At 60.8% G+C, this 19786-nt stretch carries 20 protein-coding genes, 1 tRNA gene and 1 pseudogene; 8 read left to right on the top strand and 14 right to left on the bottom strand.

Features of this window, described 5'->3' with window-relative positions:
- Window positions 1–26: 26 nt before the first annotated feature.
- From IE166_RS09520 to IE166_RS20810, 3 genes are all read right to left on the bottom strand, one after another.
- Window positions 27–2096, bottom strand: coding sequence for a putative bifunctional diguanylate cyclase/phosphodiesterase (locus IE166_RS09520; RefSeq protein ID WP_189503363.1), 2070 nt, complete (start codon window positions 2094–2096; stop codon window positions 27–29).
- A 149-nt stretch (window positions 2097–2245) separates the two neighbouring features.
- Entirely contained in the window at window positions 2246–2587 is a 342-nt protein-coding gene (locus tag IE166_RS09515) for a TIGR01244 family sulfur transferase (RefSeq protein WP_189503362.1), read from the bottom strand.
- A gap of 162 nt (window positions 2588–2749) precedes the next feature.
- Complete coding sequence (locus IE166_RS20810) at window positions 2750–2881, bottom strand: hypothetical protein (RefSeq protein WP_280514872.1); 132 nt, start codon at window positions 2879–2881, stop codon at window positions 2750–2752.
- Between IE166_RS20810 and IE166_RS09510 the strand changes: the two genes are divergently transcribed.
- The gene (locus IE166_RS09510; protein ID WP_189503361.1) at window positions 2880–3356 is read left to right on the top strand and encodes a DUF411 domain-containing protein; all 477 of its coding nucleotides are present in this window, start codon (window positions 2880–2882) and stop codon (window positions 3354–3356) included. The two genes, IE166_RS20810 and IE166_RS09510, sit on opposite strands and share 2 nt — an antisense overlap.
- A gap of 21 nt (window positions 3357–3377) precedes the next feature.
- On the opposite strand, the gene IE166_RS09505 is transcribed toward IE166_RS09510, so the two are convergent.
- A complete protein-coding gene (locus tag IE166_RS09505; RefSeq protein WP_189503360.1) occupies window positions 3378–3929 on the bottom strand; it encodes a sugar transferase in 552 nt (183 codons plus the stop codon).
- A gap of 42 nt (window positions 3930–3971) precedes the next feature.
- Entirely contained in the window at window positions 3972–4925 is a 954-nt protein-coding gene (locus IE166_RS09500; RefSeq protein WP_189503359.1) for an NAD-dependent epimerase/dehydratase family protein, read from the bottom strand.
- A 105-nt stretch (window positions 4926–5030) separates the two neighbouring features.
- Here IE166_RS09500 and IE166_RS09495 point away from each other — a divergent pair, with 105 nt between their 5' ends.
- From IE166_RS09495 to IE166_RS09470, 7 genes and pseudogenes are all read left to right on the top strand, one after another.
- On the top strand, window positions 5031–6998 hold the full coding sequence (locus IE166_RS09495) for a polysaccharide biosynthesis protein (protein WP_189503358.1): 1968 nt from the start codon (window positions 5031–5033) through the stop codon (window positions 6996–6998).
- A gap of 331 nt (window positions 6999–7329) precedes the next feature.
- The gene (locus tag IE166_RS09490) at window positions 7330–7647 is read left to right on the top strand and encodes a BRA0787 family protein (RefSeq protein ID WP_189503357.1); all 318 of its coding nucleotides are present in this window, start codon (window positions 7330–7332) and stop codon (window positions 7645–7647) included.
- Between the two features lie 11 nt (window positions 7648–7658).
- A complete protein-coding gene (locus IE166_RS09485) occupies window positions 7659–7799 on the top strand; it encodes a hypothetical protein (RefSeq protein WP_189503356.1) in 141 nt (46 codons plus the stop codon).
- A gap of 181 nt (window positions 7800–7980) precedes the next feature.
- Window positions 7981–8054, top strand: a tRNA-Gln gene (locus IE166_RS09480).
- Between the two features lie 529 nt (window positions 8055–8583).
- Window positions 8584–8760 (top strand): annotated as a pseudogene (locus tag IE166_RS20855) (manganese efflux pump); the annotation flags it as partial.
- A 43-nt stretch (window positions 8761–8803) separates the two neighbouring features.
- Complete coding sequence (locus IE166_RS20850; protein ID WP_308430518.1) at window positions 8804–9019, top strand: manganese efflux pump; 216 nt, start codon at window positions 8804–8806, stop codon at window positions 9017–9019.
- Window positions 9020–9033: 14 nt separating this feature from the next.
- Window positions 9034–9603, top strand: coding sequence for a cytochrome b (locus IE166_RS09470; protein ID WP_189503355.1), 570 nt, complete (start codon window positions 9034–9036; stop codon window positions 9601–9603).
- A gap of 64 nt (window positions 9604–9667) precedes the next feature.
- Here the strand turns inward: IE166_RS09470 and glpK are convergent, their stop codons facing one another.
- The 9 genes from glpK to IE166_RS09425 all read right to left on the bottom strand — a co-directional run bounded on the left by glpK (window position 9668) and on the right by IE166_RS09425 (window position 19690).
- The gene (gene glpK / locus IE166_RS09465) at window positions 9668–11173 is read right to left on the bottom strand and encodes a glycerol kinase GlpK (protein WP_189503354.1); all 1506 of its coding nucleotides are present in this window, start codon (window positions 11171–11173) and stop codon (window positions 9668–9670) included.
- Between the two features lie 80 nt (window positions 11174–11253).
- Complete coding sequence (locus IE166_RS09460) at window positions 11254–12975, bottom strand: ABC transporter substrate-binding protein (protein WP_189503353.1); 1722 nt, start codon at window positions 12973–12975, stop codon at window positions 11254–11256.
- An 83-nt stretch (window positions 12976–13058) separates the two neighbouring features.
- On the bottom strand, window positions 13059–13340 hold the full coding sequence (locus IE166_RS09455) for a DUF2160 domain-containing protein (protein ID WP_189503352.1): 282 nt from the start codon (window positions 13338–13340) through the stop codon (window positions 13059–13061).
- 15 nt (window positions 13341–13355) lie between these two features.
- Window positions 13356–14255: a carbohydrate ABC transporter permease gene (locus IE166_RS09450; RefSeq protein WP_244641431.1), complete on the bottom strand. Its 900-nt coding sequence runs from the start codon at window positions 14253–14255 to the stop codon at window positions 13356–13358.
- A gap of 1 nt (window position 14256) precedes the next feature.
- A complete protein-coding gene (locus tag IE166_RS09445) occupies window positions 14257–15123 on the bottom strand; it encodes a carbohydrate ABC transporter permease (protein WP_189503351.1) in 867 nt (288 codons plus the stop codon).
- Window positions 15120–16190, bottom strand: coding sequence for an ABC transporter ATP-binding protein (locus tag IE166_RS09440; protein ID WP_189503350.1), 1071 nt, complete (start codon window positions 16188–16190; stop codon window positions 15120–15122). The genes IE166_RS09445 and IE166_RS09440 overlap by 4 nt, the downstream gene beginning before the upstream one ends.
- 4 nt (window positions 16191–16194) lie before the next feature.
- A complete protein-coding gene (locus tag IE166_RS09435) occupies window positions 16195–17274 on the bottom strand; it encodes an ABC transporter ATP-binding protein (RefSeq protein ID WP_189503349.1) in 1080 nt (359 codons plus the stop codon).
- A gap of 22 nt (window positions 17275–17296) precedes the next feature.
- On the bottom strand, window positions 17297–18808 hold the full coding sequence (glpD, locus tag IE166_RS09430; protein ID WP_189503348.1) for a glycerol-3-phosphate dehydrogenase: 1512 nt from the start codon (window positions 18806–18808) through the stop codon (window positions 17297–17299).
- A gap of 114 nt (window positions 18809–18922) precedes the next feature.
- A complete protein-coding gene (locus IE166_RS09425; protein WP_189503347.1) occupies window positions 18923–19690 on the bottom strand; it encodes a DeoR/GlpR family DNA-binding transcription regulator in 768 nt (255 codons plus the stop codon).
- Between the last annotated feature and the right edge of the window lie 96 nt (window positions 19691–19786).

Raw genomic sequence — 19786 nt, 5'->3', positions numbered from 1 at the left:
GGTCAGCCTGTCAGTGTTCGAGCTTTTCAGGCAACCTGGCTTGATGGCGGCAGGCCGGCAACCATGCGCGCCTGCTGCGTCAGCCACACAGCGGTTTCGTGGCCGGGCATGGGGAAGGCGATGCCGTAGCCCTGAACGGCAGGGCATCCCAAACGCTTCAGGGCTTCGAGTTGCGCCTGCGTTTCCGCACCCTCGGCGACCACGCCGATCTCCAGCGCCCGCGCCAGTTCGATCACCGCGCGCACGATCTTGGCATTGGCATCATGGTGGTCAATGCCGCTGACGAAACGGCGATCGATCTTCACCCGGTCGATCTGGTCCGGATCGATATGGCTGAGCGACGCATAGCCGGTGCCGAAATCGTCGAGTTCGAGATGGATGCCGGCAAGCCGCAGCCGGCGCAGCTTGTGGGCGATGCCCGTCTTTTCGTCGTCGAGAATGACGGATTCCACGATCTCGAGCGAGAGGCACGAGATCGGCAGGCCGGCCTGGTCGAGTGCCTTGAACAGGAAGCTCTCGAAGTCGGGCTCGCGCAATTCAGCGCTCGACACATTCACGGCAAGCCGCCCGAACACGATGCCGGCGCGATGCCATATGCCTGCCTGCGCAATCGCCTTGCGAATGACGAGGCGACCGATATCTGCCATCGCGCCGCTTTTTTCCGCAACAGGCAGGAAGATCGATGGCGAGATCGTACCGCGGACGGGGTGGCGCCAGCGTATAAGCGCTTCAACGCCGATCACGGACCCTCCGATCAGATCGACCTGCGGCTGGAAGAAGACGTTGAAGGCGTCATCAGCCACCGCGATGCGGATGTCGCGCGCAAATGCCTTGTGATGATCGAGCTCGGCGCGCAGATCGCCGGAAAAGAAGGCGGACGCTCCGCCGCCCAGCCGCTTGGCGGAATACAGCGCGAGGTCGGCATGCACGATCAGATCCTCGGATCGGCTGGCATCGTCAGGGAAAATCGCGACGCCGGCGCTCGCACCGGGAAGAATGGTCGCCCCGTTGAAAGTGAGGGGCTGGTTGATGGTGTCGAGCAGATGCGTTGTGGCGGACTGGACGCTGGTGAAGCTGTTGGGTGCTGGAATGAGGACGATGAATTCATCGCCGCCAAGGCGAACGCAGATGTCCTTGGCACGGCAGGCCTGGCGCATGCGCTGCGCCGTGCGGCTGAGCACCATGTCGCCCGCTGCATGACCGAGCGTGTCGTTGATCTGCTTGAAACGGTCGAGATCGATCTGGATCACCGCGAGCCGCTCTCCACGGGCGCGCATATCGCTCAGAAAACGCTCGAAATTGGCGATGAGATAGGCGCGATTGTAAAGGCTGGTGAGCGAATCGTGCTCGGCGGCAAAGGCCATTTCGTTGCGCGCTTCCACCAACTGGCCGGTGCGCCGCACGATCATCTGCGTCATCGGCCGGAAAACCAGCAGACCGATCATCGCGATCGTCGCCATGGACAGCATGAACAGCTTGCGATGCATGCTCATCAGCTGCGCTCGCCGCTGTTCGGCCTGCTCCATCAGCCGGGTGCTCAGCGCCTCATAGGCGTTGAGCGTCGCGTCGGCGACGGTGCGATCGACATTGGCGCGCTCGCGGCCGGCAAGGTAGGTCGCACTTTGTCCTTCTTGCTCCAGTCCCTCTTCGATTGCGGTCGCGAGCCTCCAGCCATTGGCAGCCAGGCTCGTTGAGAAGTGGTCGAGATGATAGGGCTTGCCGTAGAAGACGGCGTCCACCGAAGCAGGGTCTTGCACGTTTGGTGAGTTGAAATCCGCACCCGTGAGCGACAGCAGGCGATCATAGTTCTTTTCGAACAGCGCCGTTGCGGACCGGAGGGAGTAAACGAGGTTTTCGTTGTCGCCATTGCCCTTGCTGGCGGCAAGCACGAGAAATACGACGCGCTGCGACAGCGCCTTCTGCTCGCCGGACAGTTGCAGGATGCCTGCGTCGCGCTGCTGTTCCGTCATCATCTGCTGCAGCAGCACGAAGGAAGCAATGGTCATGGCGGACATGACCATCAAGGCAAACCAGTAGGCGCACTTGATGACGGTACTCAGCCTGTCCGCACTTGGACCGGACCCCTTATCCGTCATTCTTTTTCCCCGGTTGTCCCGCCCCCCACGGACAGTCACCGGATGAAGTTAATGAGTCGGAAAATGTTCCCCGCGCTAAGTCGATCGTGGTTACCGAGGCGTTGCAGCCAAGACTAGGTGGTGGGCACCACGACTAAGCTGCTAGCGGCTTAGCCTCGGTTCATTTCCTGGATATAGCCATAAAGGTTGGTGGAACGCGTGCCGGACCGGCAATAAGCAAAGACCGGCTTCGGCAACGCTTCGAGCGCCTGCGCCTGTTCCTCGACATTCTGCGCGGTCATCTGGCCGCTGATCACCGGCACATGGCGGAATTCCAGGCCAGCGGCTTCAACGGCCGCCTGGATCTCGGCAACGCTGGGCTGGCCGGGATCTTCATTGTCGGGACGGTTGCAGATCACGCTCTTGAAGCCGGCAGCCTTCAGTTCGGCGACATCGCCGGCCTGGATCTGCGCGGAAACCGAATAGTCCGGTGCGATCTCTTTGATGTTCATGGCGTCCTCTCGCATTCACCTGAGCGCTACAGAGCCGATGTGCGCAGCGGCGTCAATCAAGCTGATCTCGAAACGGCTTCGGTGCCCTTACGAGCCTGAGCGAAGCGCTGCATTTTTGATGCCCGTTGATCTACCTCAAAGACCATTGCCCGATGGCGGTCTTTAACGATGCTGCAAGCACTTGCCTTCGGCGGGGGATGGCGAACGAGCCAGGTTCGGCACCACCGGCAGCCAAGGCACGAAAAGGCGGCGCGACGGCTCGATCCGTTTGTCCGTCAGATGAAGGATCGTCATGTCCACTCACCTTTATTCCCGCCGCAAACTTCTGCTCGCCGCTTCTGCCCTTGGGCTGACGCTGGCCATGCCGGCCGCAAACGCGCAAAGCCGCGAAATCCATGTCCTCAAGGATCCGAACTGTGGCTGCTGCTCGGCCTGGGTGAATGTTATGCAAAAAGCCGGCTTCAAGGTCACCGTGGAAACGATCGATGCGATCGAGCTTGATCGCTACAAGCGCGAGAATGGCATTCCCGAAGCGCTGTTCTCCTGCCACACGGCCCACATCGACGGCTACCTGATCGAAGGACATGTGCCGGCTGCCGATATCGTGCGCTTGTTAGACGAACGCCGCGACGCCATCGGCCTGTCTGCGCCGGGCATGCCCACGGGCGCGCCGGGCATGGGGTCGGAGGCCGAACGCGAAGCCTATGATGTCGTGCTGTTCGGCAAGAACGGGAAGACCGAGATCTTTTCGCACTATGACGCTGCTTGAGCGCGCGTCGCTAGAGCGATTTTAAACGACCCGGTCACCCCGACCTGAACCGAGCACGGTCTGGATGATCAGTTGCAAATCGCGCGCAACCGTCATCTGACCGAGATAGGTTGCGTCCAGCGTGGCGAGGGGTTCGGGATCGGACATATCGACGCCCGCTACCTGCGACACGCCCGTAATGCCTGGCCGCAGGTGGGAAACACCGTGTCGGCGCCGGGCTTCGACCAAGGCGACCTGGCTCGGCAAGCAAGGGCGTGGGCCCACGAAGCTCATCTCGCCGCGCAGGATGTTGATGAGCTGCGGCAGTTCGTCGAGCTTGGTGCGCCGCAACAACCCGCCGATCGGAGTGATGGCGACGCGGCCGACTTCGTGGCTAGGGCGATCAGGCGTATCCACAAACATCGTGCGCAACTTGAAACAGGTGAAGACCTGCTCATCGCGTCCCACCCGCGCCTGCCGCAAAAGGCCGGGACCCGGAGAGCCGCGGCGCACGAAGATGACCAGAATGCCGATCACCGCCAAGGCGGGAACAATGCCGATCAGGGCCAAAGAAAGGTCGAGCAAGCGCTTCATGCACGCCTCATAGAAGGGGAAGGGCCTGCCTGACCAGCTGTCTCATGAGGAAGCCGCAACATATTGCGCGCCCGACGCCTCGATGGCGTTCACCAGCGGCGTGCTTGGCTCGAAGGCGAAGGAGCGGAAGAAGTGGCCTGCATCGACCGGCAACGAGCCGAACAGGCTGTTGGCCGCACCGCTCAAGACGGGCAGGGCGCGTGTGGCGGACAGGCCAGGCAAAAAGAACAAGCGGCCGCCGCGCTTCATCCCCATCCGCAAGGCGGTGATGACCTCCGGAAGGGCAAGCGGGAGAGGATCGGCGAGGCAGTAGGTCCCCGAAAGGTCAACTGCCCATTCGCGTCCGGCAAGATGCGCAAGCGCTTCGCTCAGGGTCTGCACGGACAGGTAGGAGCGTCGATTGTCGATGCCGCCGAAGGGCAGGGGCAGGCCGCTGGCAGCGAGCTGCTGAAGCCGTTTCCAGTTGCCGCCCGCATCGGCGCCGATCACCAACGGCGGCCGCAATGCGACGGCCAGACGTTCCGGCGAGGCAAAGGTGGCGACGATACGCTCGCTGTCCAGCTTGGAGCGGCCATAGGGCTCGACTGGCGCCGGCGGCGTTTCGTTCGTCACGACGGTCGATGACGTCGATCCGACCACGGCGCGGATGGAGCTAAGATGAATGAAACTCTGAACGCCGGCGGCCTTTGCGGCTTTCACCAGCGCGGCGGTCAGATCCACATTCGCCGCCTGCAGGGCTTGGGCTACGTCATCGCCCTTCGGAACGGCGGCCAGCCCGGCGAGGTGGATCACGGCCTCGGCGCCGTCGAGCAAGGGTGCGAACTGGTCGGGCTTTTCACTCAGGCGAACGAGGTCGATCCCGGACGTGCCGTTCCAGTCAGCGGGGATTGCCGCACCGGCGCGGATGCCCGCTGCCACCTGGTAGCCCTGATTAGCCAGATGGCGGACGACGTGACGCCCGATGAAGCCGTTGGCCCCTGTGACGGCCAGCCTCATTTGTCCGCACCCGTCGATGCGAGAAAGCCGCTGTGATGCGGATGCAATTGCTTGCACATGGCTGTTGTCCTAAGTGAATGACGTGAATTGGGTTTGGATGATGCAATGAGTCTCTACGGCTTTGCGAGGGATCACGGCATTTTGCGCTATGTCAGCCTCGCGCACGACCTGATCGTCGCATGTATCGCGGTTTATCTCGCATATCTCACCTTCTACGGCGAGATTGGCCTGATGTATGTGCCGGATCTGCATCTGCGCATCGGCGCCTTTGCCGCCGTGTGCGCCGTGTCCTTCATCCTGTTTTCGGTGAGTTCCGGCTCCTGGCGCTATGTGTCCTTGCCGGATCTGACGGCTATCATCAAGGCAGCGCTGACGGCCGTGATCACCTGCACGCTCGCCGCGTTCCTGGTTTCGCGTGGCGAATGGCTGCCGCGCTCCGTGCCGATCCTGACCATGATCTATCTTGTCGGCGGCATGACGGCCTCGCGGCTCACCTATCGCCTGATCGTGGAGCGCAGCTTCCTCGGCACGCCGATGATCGGCCGTTTGTCGGAAAACCGACGCTATATCCTGTTGCTGGGCATGAGCGATGCGGCCGACAGCTTCATCCGCTCGGCGCGCCGCAATCCCGCCGGAGGCGTGTCCGTTATCGGCATCCTCGACAAGTCGCGCAGCAATCTCGGCCGCAAGGTGCAGGGCGTCAAAGTTCTGGGCTCGCTGGAGGATCTGCCGGCGATAAACGCGGCCTTGAAGCGACGCGGCGTGTCCATCACCGAATTGCTGATTACGGAAGCGGGCGTCGATCGGGCGAGGCTTGGCGAGATCGTGGAAGCTGCAACAGCGCATGGCATGATCGTGTCGCGTTTGCCGGGCGAATCCGAGCGCTCGGAAGTGCGCAGCGGCGATGCCATGGAACGCAAGCCGATCGAACTCGGCGATCTTCTCGGCCGAGCTGAAGTCCAAACCGACCTCGAAGGCGTGTCACGCCTCCTCAACGACAAGGTCGTGTTCGTGACCGGGGCAGGCGGGTCGATCGGCTCTGAGATCTGCCGCCAGATTGCAGGCTTTGCGCCGCGCGTGTTGATTGCCACCGACAACTCGGAGTTCCACCTGTTCGAGCTCGATCTCGAACTGCACGACACCCACCCGAAGCTGCCGGTCGTTTCGCGCATCATGGACATCCGCGACACCGGCCGCGTTCAAAGCCTGTTCGCCGAACACCGGCCGGACATCGTGTTCCATGCCGCGGCGCTCAAGCATGTTCCCTTCGTCGAGGACAACCCGCTCGAAGGTGTGAAAACCAATCTGCTCGGCACACGCAACATCGCCAATGCCGCACTCGAAGCCGGCGCTTCGACCTTCGTGATGATCTCCACCGACAAGGCGGTGAACCCCACCAACGTCATGGGCGCCACCAAGCGCGGCGCCGAAGCCTATTGCCAGTCGCTCGACCTCGCGTCCGCGAAGACCCGCTTCAAGACCGTGCGCTTCGGCAATGTGCTGGGCTCCAACGGCTCCGTCGTGCCCCGCTTCCAGGAACAGATCGCGCGCGGCGGGCCGGTCACGGTCACCCATCCGCATATCATCCGCTATTTCATGACCATCCCGGAAGCCGTGCGCCTCGTGCTCCATGCGTCGTCGCACGCGCTTCAGCAGAGAAACGAGCGCGGCAAGATCATGGTGCTCGACATGGGCAAGCCCGTGCGCATCGTCGACCTGGCCGAGCGCCTCATCCAGCTGGCGGGGCTCAAGCCGCGCGTGGATATCGAGATCACCTACACCGGTCTGCGCCCCGGCGAGAAGCTCTACGAAGAGCTGTTCGACCCATCCGAAGTGAAGAACGAACGGACTGACGAAGGCTATGTCATGGCCTCGCCGCGCGTGATCGACAAGGCCTTGCTGAAGCGCACCATCGACGAAATCGAGGCGGCAGCGGACGCAGAAGACGCCGAGCGCGCGCTGCAGCTGCTGTTCCACATCGTGCCGGAATATCGCGCCGACTCAGGCGACCGCGCGCTCCTTTCTTCCTCCGATCTCACACCCTCAGCCGGATATAATCAGGACGCGAGCTGAGGTCTGGCCTTACCACAAGAGCCTGAATCTTAGCCGGATCAATGGCTTAGAGGCGCTTTTCATCAAGCATTGCCTTAATCTACAAGCTTGGTAGACATTGTTGACATCCTGTTTCAGTGCGTCATACTCCTTGAGCCGATGTTGAGAAAACCGGCTTAGGGAGCCTGACGCTCCTCCAATCGCACGGGTTCATTCTTGAGGAAGATGTTTCTGCTTGCGGCCGAAAAATGAAACAACTTTCCCGATCCGTCCGCGTTAACCTTTCCCTCGAACCAGTGATCTGACGCTCTGAACTGAACCGGCATCTTGCCATCAAGCTGAGGACAGACCGATGACGACTGTGCTTCCCGCGCTTCATGAAGGGCACGCCCCGATCTTTCTGCATCAAGCCTTCGACGATGCGATCCATGCCTACGAGGAATGGGCGCCTGATCTGGCCGAACCGGAAGTCGAGTTCGACGGCCGCGCAGTGGGCATCAGCGCCGTGTTCGGTCGCATGCGCGATTGCACCGACCTTCTGCCGACGCGCACGCTCGAAACAGTGCGCGCGGTTACCCAGGAGGACGGAGCGCTGAGCGACCAGCAGGTCACCTATGCCGACGCGGCCACTTTGATGCGCACGCTGTTCGTTGAACGCCTGCGAGCCTAAGGAGACAACCGATGGCCCTGATTACCGACCTCGCACCCGCCACACGTCCCTTGAAGGCGCGTCCGTTCAGCCTCTCACAGGCAGCCGCCTACACGGTCTTCACGGCAGCCGCTGTGTTCACCCTGGCAGTCGTTTTCGGCTTCCTGCCCTAAGACCGGGTTCCGACGCGCTTACCTAGCGTGTCGGCTCCGCCCGACGGTCGGCTAAAGAGACCCTTGTGGGTATTGCACAACCCCGAAATAAGCCGCCGCCTTTCCACTTGACACAACCTGCTATCACCGACATAACGCGCCTCGCAAAGACGGACCGGCCAAGCCATCCTCTTTCGCCTGCTGGGGAATAGGTTAACGGTAGACCCACGGACTCTGACTCCGTTAGTCCTGGTTCGAATCCAGGTTCCCCAGCCAAACTGCTTTCCAGGTTCACGAAATCCGCAGAAATCCAGCTGTTCGAAGCGACGCTCCCTCGTGTCGTATCGGCTTGCCGCAACTTGTGCCCACAGGGATGTCCAGAGCTGGTGTCCATCCGCTTTGGGCCGACGGAGCACAGGGCGGATGGGACTGCGAAGGTACCAAGACGGGAGACTGCGCCATAAACATTCTAAGCTGCTGTTATGGTCTGACTTTCTGCACTGCCGAAGCTGGGTGATGCGTATCGGAACTAGCGACCTCTTGTGAACGGCAGCGCGCCAGAGAATCGCGCATCAGCGCGTGGCGTGTTCGACCTGACCTGGAAAGTAAGACCGTGCTTGCATGCACCTACAGCGGACGGGTGAGCACGGAGCCTGTTCTCGTTTGTCCTTGAGGCGGTGTTTTCGTCGCCATTTACCGTCGCATCGGTCGCTGTCAGCATGTCGGTCGACGCCTTTGCCGGTTCGGTCGGACGCGGCGCCGCAATCGGTCAGCCCCGGTTTGGGAAACGCTCCGAACCGGCGCAGTGTTCGGTGCTGTGGAGTCGATCACGCCGATCATCGGATGGTTCGCGGGTCTGGCTGCCAGCAGCTTCGTCGAAGCCGTCGATCACTGGATTGCGTTTGCAATACTGGCCGTCGTCGGTCTCCACATGGTGTTCTCTGCCCTGTCCCATAAGGAGGGCGAAGCAACCGCCGTGCGATCCATGACCGTTCTGCTTGCGATCGCGATCGGCAACAGCCCGGATGCCATACCCTTCGGGCGTGTCGCTGGCGTTTTTCGACGTCAACGTAGTTGTGATCGCAGTTGCGATTGGCTTGGCCACCTTCCTTATGGCATCGGGCGGGATGCTGGTCGGGCGCCTCATCGTTGAACGGTTCGGCAGGCTCGCTGAAGGCGTGGCGGGCATCGCTCTGGTGGTGCTTGGCGCATCGATCCTGTTCGAGCATCTGAGCGCGTGAGTGGGAAACGACCGATGCAAAACAGTAAATGGCTCGACACGCCGGAGCGCTATGGGCTGATAAGCCGATGCTTGCACTGGGCCATGGCCTACCTCTTGGTCTGGCAGTTCGTCACGCTTGTGGGCTGGCGTGTGCTGGGGGACGGCACTGTTATGCGGACGGTATCACAACTCGGCCCTGCGCATGGCACCGTCGGCGTTCTGGTTCTCGCCCTGCTGATGCCGCGCATTGCCTGGACCGTTGCAAGCTGGCGTTGTCGCCAATCGCCGGATCAATCCTTTCGAAGAAGGGTCGCCAGCCTCGTTCACGGCATCTTCTACATGCTCATGTTCGCAGTTCCGTTCCTGGCCCTGACGCGCGCCTATGGAAGCGGAAAAGGGTACGAGTTTTGGGGAATTCGACTTGTTCCGCAAACAGGACAGAAGATCGCTTGGCTGACTGAACCTGCCGATTGGCTCCACGGTTCTCTCGCGTGGACGCTGGCGGTTCTGGTCGCAGGCCATGTCCTCATGGCGATTATACCACACAAGCGCTTTGAACCGCCAGCCGTCAAACGCATGATCGGGGCGATCGGCGGTCGATAGGTCCTTTGCGTTGATGAACTTGGTGGGAGGCGGACAGGCAGCTTTTTGCTTTCCTGCAGTGGAGTCAGTCTTGGGGCACCGGATCTGACAACGTGCGCTTTACGGCGTCACGCCAGCCGTTAATTGCCTTCAGCCGCACGCCGTTTTCCATGATCGGCTGGAACCGTCGTTCCAGTGCCCAGCTGTCCGCGAAACCCTTTTCTCTTGGCCACAAGCCGGATCGGCTGCCGGCCAGCCAGGCTGCACCCAGCGCGGTGGTTTCCAAAATGCGCGGACGATCGACGGGCGCATCCAGGATGTCCGCAAGCCGCTGCATGGTCCAATCAGAAGCTACCATGCCGCCATCGACGCGCAGCACCGTGTTTGTTCCGCTAGACTTCCAATCCTTGTGCATCGCATCGAGAAGATCGCGGGTCTGGAATGCGACGGATTCGAGCGTGGCCCGCGCAAATTCGGCCGGACCGGTGTTACGGGTGAGCCCATAGATCGCCCCTCGTGCGTCCGCATCCCAGTGCGGCGCACCGAGGCCGACGAAGGCGGGGACGAAATAGATTGTCTGGGTCGGGTCTGCCTGTTCGGCGAGTTCCCCAGCGTCGGCTGCCTTCGAGATCATCCGGGCGCCGTCGCGCAGCCATTGCACTGCCGCGCCCGCGATGAAGATCGAGCCCTCGAGGGCATACGTGGTTTCACCGTCCAGCCGGTAGGCGATGGTGGTGAGGAGCCGGTTCTCCGATCGCACGATCTCCTTGCCTGTGTTCAGGACGGCGAAGCAGCCCGTGCCGTAGGTCGACTTGATCATTCCCGGCTCGAAGCATGCCTGCCCGATCGTGGCGGCCTGCTGATCGCCGGCGACGCCGAGGATCGGTATTTCCACTCCAAACAGCGACTTGTCGGTCAAGCCGTAGTCAGCGGCGCAATCATGCACCTGAGGAAGCAGCGAAGCTGGAATGCCCAAGATATCGAGCAACTCCTTGTCCCATCGGTTCTCAACGATGTTGTAGATCAATGTGCGTGACGCGTTGGTCGCATCTGTTGCGTGAACCTTGCCAGCGGTCAGGCGCCAGATCAGGAACGTGTCTATCGTTCCCGCAGCCAGTTCACCCCGCTCGGCGCGCTCTCTCGCACCTGGAACATTGTCCAGCAGCCAAGCGATCTTGGTGCCGGAAAAGTACGGATCGAGCAGCAGACCTGTCTTCTGGGAGAAGGCCGGCTCGAACCCTTCTTCCCGCAACGTCCTGCACAACGACGCTCCCCGCCGGTCCTGCCAGACGATCGCGTTGTAGATCGGCTTGCCCGACGCGCGATCCCAGATCACGACGGTCTCGCGCTGGTTGGTGATGCCGATCGCAGCGACGTCGTCCGCCTTCAGCCTGGCAGTGTTGAGCGCCTCGTTTACTGACCAGACAACAGTACCCCAGATGTCTTCCGGGTCATGCTCGACCCAGCCGGATTGTGGATAGTGCTGCTCGAATTCCTTCTGTCCGGCTGCGACGATGTCCATCTTCGTGTCGAAGACGATCGCGCGAGACGATGTCGTGCCTTGGTCGATAGCGAGGATATGCTTTTTCATGCTCTTGTCCGGTTCGCACCGCTGCCAAGGAACGGGCGGGAGATCGCTCGCCCGCCCGTTTTGCTTTCAAGCCGAGGCGATTACTGCCAGCTCTTCACCAGCTCGTCGTAGTTGACGGTCATCGGCTTTTCTTTCTCGTTCTCGATCTTGAGCTGCGGAGCGAGGTTACCCTTGGCGACCGCGTCCTTGTTCCAGTATTCGAGATCGTGCTCCTCGGCCATCTTCGGCCCGAAGTCGCCCTGAACGCCCGCACGCTCGAGACGCTCCATGACCTTTTCCTGTTCGGCGCAGAGCGAGTCCATCGCCTCCTGCGCGGTCTTGGCACCTGACGAGGCGTCGCCGACCGCCTGCCACCAAAGCTGCGCAAGCTTCGGATAGTCTGGGACGTTCGTACCGGTAGGCGACCACTGGACACGCGCAGGCGAACGGTAAAACTCGATCAGGCCTCCAAGCTTGGGAGCGCGGTCGGTAAACGACTTGTGCTGAATGGTCGACTCACGGGTGAGCGTGAGACCGACATGGCTCTTCTTCACGTCCACGGTCTTCGAGGTAACGAACTGTGCATAGAGCCAGGCGGCTTTCGCGCGATCATCAGGGGTCGACTTCAGCAGGGTCCAGGAGCCCACGTCCTGGTAGCCGAGCTTCATGCCATCCTTCCAGTAGACGCCGTGGGGCGAGGGGGCAAAGCGCCATTTCGGTGTGCCGTCCGCATTCACCACTGGCAGGCCTGGCTTGACAAAATCGGCTGTGAACGCCGTGTAGGTGAACATCTGTTGGGCCACTTCGCCCTGGCTCGGTACGGGACCGGACTCACCAAAGGTCATGCCTTGTGCCGCCGGCGGTGCATAGGCTTTGATCCAGTCGAGATATTTCTGAATGGCATAAACCGAAGCCGGGCCGTTCGTGTCGCCGCCGCGAGCCACGCAGGAGCCGACGGGGCGCGAGTTCTCGTCTACCTTGATGCCCCATTCGTCGACCGGAAGACCGTTCGGCAGGCCCTTGTCACCATTGCCGGCCATTGAAAGCCAGGCATCGGTGAAACGCCAGCCGAGCGACGGATCCTTCTTGCCGTAGTCCATGTGGCCATAGACCTTCTTGCCGTCGATCTCGCGGCCGGTGAAGAACTCGGCAATGTCCTCATAGGCGGACCAGTTTACGGGAACGCCGAGGTCGTAGCCATACTTCGCCTTGAAGTCGGCCTTGTTCTTCTCGTCGTTGAACCAATCGTAGCGGAACCAGTAGAGGTTTGCGAACTGCTGGTCGGGCAGCTGGTACAGATCTCCGTCAGGCGCAGTGGTAAACTTGGTGCCGATGAAGTCGGGAAGGTCCAGCGTCGGGCTCGTGACGTCCTTGCCTTCGTTCGCCATCCACTTGGTCAGCGAGCGTGCCTGCTGGTAGCGCCAATGCGTGCCGATCAGATCACTGTCGTTGACATAGGCGTCGTACACATTCTCGCCCGACTGCATCTGTGTTTGCAGTTTTTCGACGACATCGCCCTCGCCGATGAGGTCGTGGGTCAGGTTGATGCCCGTAATTTCCGAGAACGCCTTGGCCAGCGTCTTGGATTCGTATTCATGCGTTGTCAGTGTTTCCGAAACGACCTTGATGTCCATGCCTGCAAAGGGCTTGGCCGCATCCACGAACCACTGCATCTCCTTTTCCTGTGCGGCACGGTCGAGCGTCGACATGTCGCCGATCTCGGTGTCAAGGAAGGCTTTCGCCTCATCCATACCGGCATGGGCGGTGCCCAAGCCGCAAAGCAGCACAAGCGCGCTGCTGGAAGCCACTAAATTCAGTCGCATGTTCGTTCCTCCCTGGAAAAAGCGACGAGTTCACTTCCCTAGCATTTAGCTCCGGCCCTCCAGCCGGAACCACAAGTCCTCCCTCAGACGAAACGGAAGACGCCGATCGCGTAAACCACCGAAAGAGCGAGTGCCCACCACAGATTGGGGCCGATCAGCCCGAGCCATGTGAGATGGATGAAGGCGCTGCCGAGCAGCGAGACGAAGAGCCGGTCGCCGCGCGTCGTCTCGAAGCGCAGGATACCGACGCGCGGATTGCCGCCGGGGGATGCGTATTCCCAGGCTGCCATCCCGACCAGCAGAAGCAGGATCGTGACGAAAAAGGCTGCGGTCGGCAGGGTCCATGCCATCCAGGAAAGGTTCATGGTCAAACCCTCCGCTCAAACTCGACCAAGGGCGAAGCCCTTGGCGATGTAATTTCGAACGAACCAGATCACGAGAGCACCGGGGATGATGGTCAGAACTCCTGCTGCCGCCAGGACGCCCCAGTCGAGACCGGAAGCGGAAACCGTGCGCGTCATGATCGCGGAGATCGGCTTGGCTTCGGTGGTCGTCAGTGTGCGGGCGAGCAACAGTTCGACCCAAGAGAACATGAAGCAGAAGAACGCTGCGACGCCGACGCCGCTCGCAATCAGCGGCATGAAGATCTTCACAAAGAAGCGCGGAAAAGAGTAGCCGTCGATATAGGCGGTTTCGTCGATCTCCTTCGGCACGCCCGACATGAAGCCTTCCAGGATCCACACCGCTAGCGGCACGTTGAACAGGCAATGCGCGAGCGCTACCGCGATGTGCGTGTCGATGAGTCCGAAGGCTGAATAAAGCTGGAAGAAGGGCAAGGCGAACACCGCCGGCGGCGCCATGCGGTTGGTCAGGAGCCAGAAGAACAGGTGTTTGTCGCCGAGGAACCGATAGCGGGAAAAGGCATAGGCGGCGGGCAGGGCTGCTGTCACCGCAATTACCGTGTTCATGACCACGTAGATGATCGAGTTGATGTAGCCCTTGTACCAGGATGGGTCTGTCAGAATGACCTGATAGTTCCGAAGCGTTGGGCTCTGTGGCCACAGCGAAAATGTGCCGAGGATCTCCTGGTTCGTCTTAAAGCTCATGTTCATGAGCCAGTAGATCGGCAGCATCAGAAACAGGATGTAGAGCAAGGGAACCAGCCACCAGAAGCGGCTCTCGTCGCCGCGTCGGCGCATCGAACGGGCGAGCTTGTCCGAGGCTGCAAGCGATGGTGCTGCCGTGCCGGCCAGATTAACGCGCGATACGGTGTCGTTCATGTCACCGCTCCGCATCGTAGTTGGTCATGACCGTGTAGAAGACCCATGACATGAGCAGAATGATCAGGAAGTAGATGATCGACATAGCCGCCGCAGGGCCGATGTCGAACTGGCCAACCGCCATCTTGACCAGATCGATCGACAGGAAGGTCGTCGCGTTGCCCGGTCCGCCGCCGGTGACCACGAACGGTTCGGTGTAGATCATGAAGCTGTCCATGAAGCGCAGCAGCACGGCAATCAACAGGACGCGGTTCATCTTCGGCAGCTGGATGTAGCGAAATACGGCCCATCGCGAAGCGCCGTCGATCTTCGCAGCCTGATAATAGGCATCCGGTATCGAGACGAGGCCCGCATAGCAAAGCAGAACGACGAGGCTGGTCCAGTGCCATACATCCATGCCGATCACCGTTACCCAGGCGTCGAATGGATCGTTGACGTAGTTGTAGTCGATACCAATCTGGCGCAGCGAATAGCCGAGCAGGCCGATGTCAACACGCCCGAAGACCTGCCAGATCGTGCCGACAACGTTCCAGGGAATGAGGAGCGGCAAAGCCATCGAGACAAGGCATACCGGCACGCCCCACCCGGACTTCGGCATGTTCAAAGCAATGACGATGCCGAGCGGAATCTCGATCGCGAGCACGATGGCCGAAAACATCAGATTGCGACCCATCGCGGCCCAGAACCGGTCTGAGGTCAGCATCTCCTGGAACCATTCCGTGCCCGCCCAGAAGAACTGGTTGTTTCCGAACGTGTCCTGGACCGAATAGTTGACTACCGTCATCAGCGGAATGACCGCCGAGAGCGCCACCAGCAAAAGAACGGGCAGCACCATGAACCAAGCCTTGTTGTTCCAGGTCTTGTTCATCGCGCCGTTTCCACCCGCCAGTTGTCGGCGTAGAGATTGATGCCGGCCGGGTCGAAGATCATCCGAGGCTCGGCTGGAATTTCGTCGTCCTCGCCAAGGATCGCCGCAACCTCGTGCCCTTCCACTTTGGCGCGCACGATACGGTGGCGGCCGACATCCTCGACCTTGGTAACCGTAGCAGGCATCCCCTCGCGCCCGATCCGCACGAATTCAGGCCGGATGCCGAGTTCAATCGTGCCGTTTGGAGCTTGGGTTGGCGCGGTGTGCAGTTGGATTTCGTTGGTGCCAATCCGCGCCGTCCCGCCCTCCAAAGTCACAGGCAGAACGTTCATGCCGGGTGAGCCGATGAAGTAGCCTACAAAGGTGTGCTCGGGCCGCGCGAAAAGTTCGGCTGGCGTTCCGATCTGAACGATCTCGCCTTCGAACATCACGACGACCTGGTCTGCAAAGGTCAGCGCCTCGGTTTGGTCGTGCGTGACATAGACCATCGTGTAGCCGAAGCGCTTGTGGAGTTGCTTGAGCTGCGAGCGCAAAACCCACTTCATGTGCGGATCGATGACCGTCAGCGGTTCGTCGAACAGGATGGCGTTGACATCGGCACGCACGAGGCCGCGGCCGAGCGAAATCTTCTGCTTCTGGTCGGCCGTAAGTCCACGTGCCTTGCGGTTGGTCCAGCTCTCCAGGTCGATCATGGCTAGGATCTCGCGAACCGTGCGGTCCACCTCCCGCTCGGCAACACCCCGGTTTCGCAGCGGGAAGGCCAGATTGTCGTAGACCGTCATCGTGTCGTAGATGACCGGAAACTGAAACACTTGGGCAATGTTGCGCTCTTGGGTCGACAGCGGCGTCACGTCGCGGCCGTTGAATAGGATGCGCCCTTCGGATGATTGCACCAGACCGGAGATGATGTTGAGCAGCGTGGTCTTGCCGCATCCGGATGGCCCGAGAAGGGCATAGGCGCCGCCGTCCTCAAAGGTGTGATGCACCTCTTTCAGCGCATATTGAGCCGGCTTCTGCGTCCGTGCCCCGTATGCGTGCCGGATATGGTCAAGGTCGATGCGTGCCATCGTTTTACGCAGCCTCCGCCAGCGATGTCGCTGCCCGTCCGTATGCGTCGAAGACCATGATGTGGCGCGGCTCGAGCCAGAACGTGACCTCGTCGCCCTGCTCGAACTGGTGGATGCCATGAGCAAGCATGACCCAGCGCGTGCCGGAAAAATCGAGATGCACGAAGCTTTCGGAACCGGTGATCTCCACGATCGAAACGCGGCCTTTGAGCGCGATGGCCTCTCCAGCGGGTGTCGACAGCGAGAGGTGGTGCGGCTGGATGGCGATCGTATAGCTGCCGTCCGCTGTGCCATTCGCATTCGGCGGCAGAGGCAAGGCGGGTCCGTCCTCGATCTCAAGACGGGTGCCTACCTTTTGCACGGCCAGCGTGTTCAGCGGCGGGTCGGCGAAAGTTCGAGCCGTTATCAAGTCGAGCGGCTTGCGGAACACATCGACGGTCGGCCCGAACTGCGTGATGCGCCCCTCGGAAAGGGTGGCCGTGTTGCCGCCCAGCAGCAGCGCCTCGTGTGGCTCAGTGGTCGCGTAAACGAAGACGGCGCCAGTCGCGGCAAAAAGGCGGGGCAGTTCGGCCCGAAGTTCCTCGCGAAGTTTGTAGTCGAGATTGGCCAGCGGCTCGTCGAGCAGCACCAGCTCGGCATTCTTGACAATCGCTCGTGCCAAAGCCGTTCGCTGCTGCTGACCGCCGGACAGGCTGAGTGGCATGCGGTCCAGATAGGGCGTCAGCTTCAGCAGGGCGGCAGCGTCGCGGACCGCCTTGTCGATGGCGCCCTTGTCCTTTCCGGCGACACGCAGCGGCGAAGCGATGTTTTCGTAGACCGTCATCGCGGGGTAGTTGATGAACTGCTGGTACACCATCGCGACGTTGCGCTTCTGTACCGGAACGCCAGTGACGTCCTTGCCATCAACAAGCACCTGGCCCGATGTCGGTCGGTCGAGCCCTGCCATCAGGCGCATCAACGAAGTCTTGCCCGAAAGGGTCGGGCCAAGCAGCACATTGAGCGTGCCACGTTCGAGGTTGATCGAAACGCCATCGATATGCGTTCGGCCACCCACCAGCGTCGAGACGTTTCTGATTTCGAGCATTCCGGCCTCCCTCCGTCTTGCTCTATTCCGCTGCGGGTCGATATCGCTTAGCGGTCGTCCTTATAAAGTACTCGAGGGCCGCCACTTGGCGCTCCTCCAAGTGTAAGCCGAGCTTGGTGCGGCGCCAAAGGACGTCTTCCGCCGTGAGCGCCCATTCCTGATCCATCAGGTACCGAACCTCAGCCTCCGTCAAGCCGTGGCCGAACACTTGGCCCAGATCAGCAGCGTCATTTGCATTGCCGAGGAAGCTTAGGGCGCGCGTTCCGTAAAGCCGCGACAGGCGTCGAGCGCCGTTCGAAGCCAAGAACGGATAATCACGCAAAAGCCGGTCGGCCTCCTTATCGAAGCCCTCAACCGGGAAATCGCCGCCTGGAAGCGGTGCCGTCGCCGTCCAGGCGCTGCCCTTACGACCGATCAGCGCCTCAATTTTTTGCAGCATCGACTCCGCCAATCGACGATAAGTCGTGATCTTGCCGCCAAAGATGTTCACGAGCGGCGCTTGCCCCGGTCCACCTTCGGATTTCAGAACATAGTCGCGCGTCGCTTCCTGCGCCTTGGATGCACCATCGTCGTAGAGCGGCCGGACACCGGAATAAGTCCACACAATGTCTCCGCGCCGAACAGGCTCACGGAAATATTCGCTGGCGGCTGCGCAGAGATAGTCGGTCTCTTCCTGCGATATCGCGGCCGAGCCGGGCTCACCGGTATAATCACGGTCCGTCGTGCCGATCAGCGTGAAATCGGTCTCATAGGGAATGGCGAAGATGATCCGCCCATCGCGGTTCTGGAAGAAGTAGGCGCGCGGGTCGCTGAACTTTCGGCGCACCACGATGTGGCTGCCCTGAACCAGCCGAACATGGTGCTTTTCCGGAACGTTCAGCGCATCGGCGATGACACGATCGACCCAAGGACCCGCCGCATTGACGATCAGGCGAGCCGTGATGTCACGCGTTTCGCCACTGATCGTGTCTCTGAGCGTGACGCGCCAGTGGTCTCCATCACGCACGGCGCGCACCACTTTGGTGCGGGTCAGAATCTCAGCGCCGCGATCAGCCGCGTCTCGCGCATTCAGGACAACCAGACGGGCATCGTCGACCCAGCAGTCCGAATATTCGAACGCTTTTGCAAACCCGGGCTTCAACGGAAGTCCGGCTGGATCGCTGCGCATGTCGAGCGTGCCGGTAGGGGGTAGCAAGCGGCGGCCACCCAGATTGTCGTAGAGAAACAGCCCGAGGCGGATCAGCCAGGCAGGCCGAAGGCCCTGAGCATGAGGCAGCACGAAGCGCATCGGCCAGATGATGTGCGGCGCATTCCGCCACAGAACCTCGCGCTCAATCAGCGCTTCGCGTACCAGCCGAAACTCGTAATGTTCCAGATAGCGCAAGCCGCCATGGATGAGCTTGGTAGACCAAGAAGACGTGCCGCTGGCGAGGTCATTCATTTCCGCAAGCAGCACCGAATAGCCACGTCCTGCGGCATCGCGGGCAATTCCGCAGCCGTTAACGCCACCGCCGATGACAAGGATGTCGTACATCCGCCCGCCGCTGAAAGAGCTCCTCCAACCCCCGCCTGATGCTTATTCCGCGCCATAACGAAAGTAAGTGAAGGTTAGTTTCAAACTCAAACGAATGTCAAACACTATGTCAGCTTATCTGGTGGCGGTCTCGACAAGGCGAACATCGTTTTGGGCGCAGATCGTGCGTAAGGCTTCGACGTCGCATCGGTCGGTAATGAAGGTGTCGACCTGCGCAAGTTGCCCGATCCTTACGGGCGCAGTGCGCTCCAGCTTGGTGGCGTCGGCCACAAGGATGACATGGCGCGCGTTGGCAATGATTGCCTGCGCCACCTTTACTTCGCGAAGATCAAAATCCAGCAACGCTCCATCATGGTCGATCGCGGATGCGCCAATCACGGCATAATCGACCTTGAACTGACGAATGAAATCCACCGCTGCCTCGCCGACAATGCCGCCATCCGAGCCGCGCACGACGCCCCCGGCGATGATGACTTCGATCGATGGATAAACACGCATCCGGTTGGCGACGTTGATGTTGTTGGTAATTACCATGAGGCCGCTATGAGCGAGCAAAGCTTCCGAAACAGCTTCTGTGGTCGTGCCGATATTGACGAACAGCGATGCATTGTTCGGGATGATGTCGGCCGCTGCCCGACCGATCGCATCCTTTTCGGCGGCGGCGATGAGACGCCGCGCTTCGTATTCCATGTTCTCAATGCCCGATGGAAACAGTGCACCGCCATGGGTGCGCGTCAACAGGCGCTGGTTGCAAAGGTCGTTCAGTTCCTTGCGGATCGTTTGCGGAGTGACATTGAAATGCGCAGCAAGATCACCGACCAGAACACGGCCATTCTCCTTGGCCATTGCGATGATCGTTGCATGCCGTTCAGAAAGAAACACGCCGGCGCCTCCAGGTTCGTTTCCTTTTCGGGTGGCGACAGTCAGATGGCAAGTGGCGAGATGGCGGGGGTTGGTTCCTAAGCGCTCAGCCAAGCT

This window comes from Tianweitania populi, from assembly GCF_014652875.1.
In the GTDB taxonomy this organism is placed as follows: domain Bacteria; phylum Pseudomonadota; class Alphaproteobacteria; order Rhizobiales; family Rhizobiaceae; genus Tianweitania; species Tianweitania populi.
Note: the sequence above shows the minus strand (reverse complement) of the source record. Positions and strands in the feature narration are given on the sequence as shown.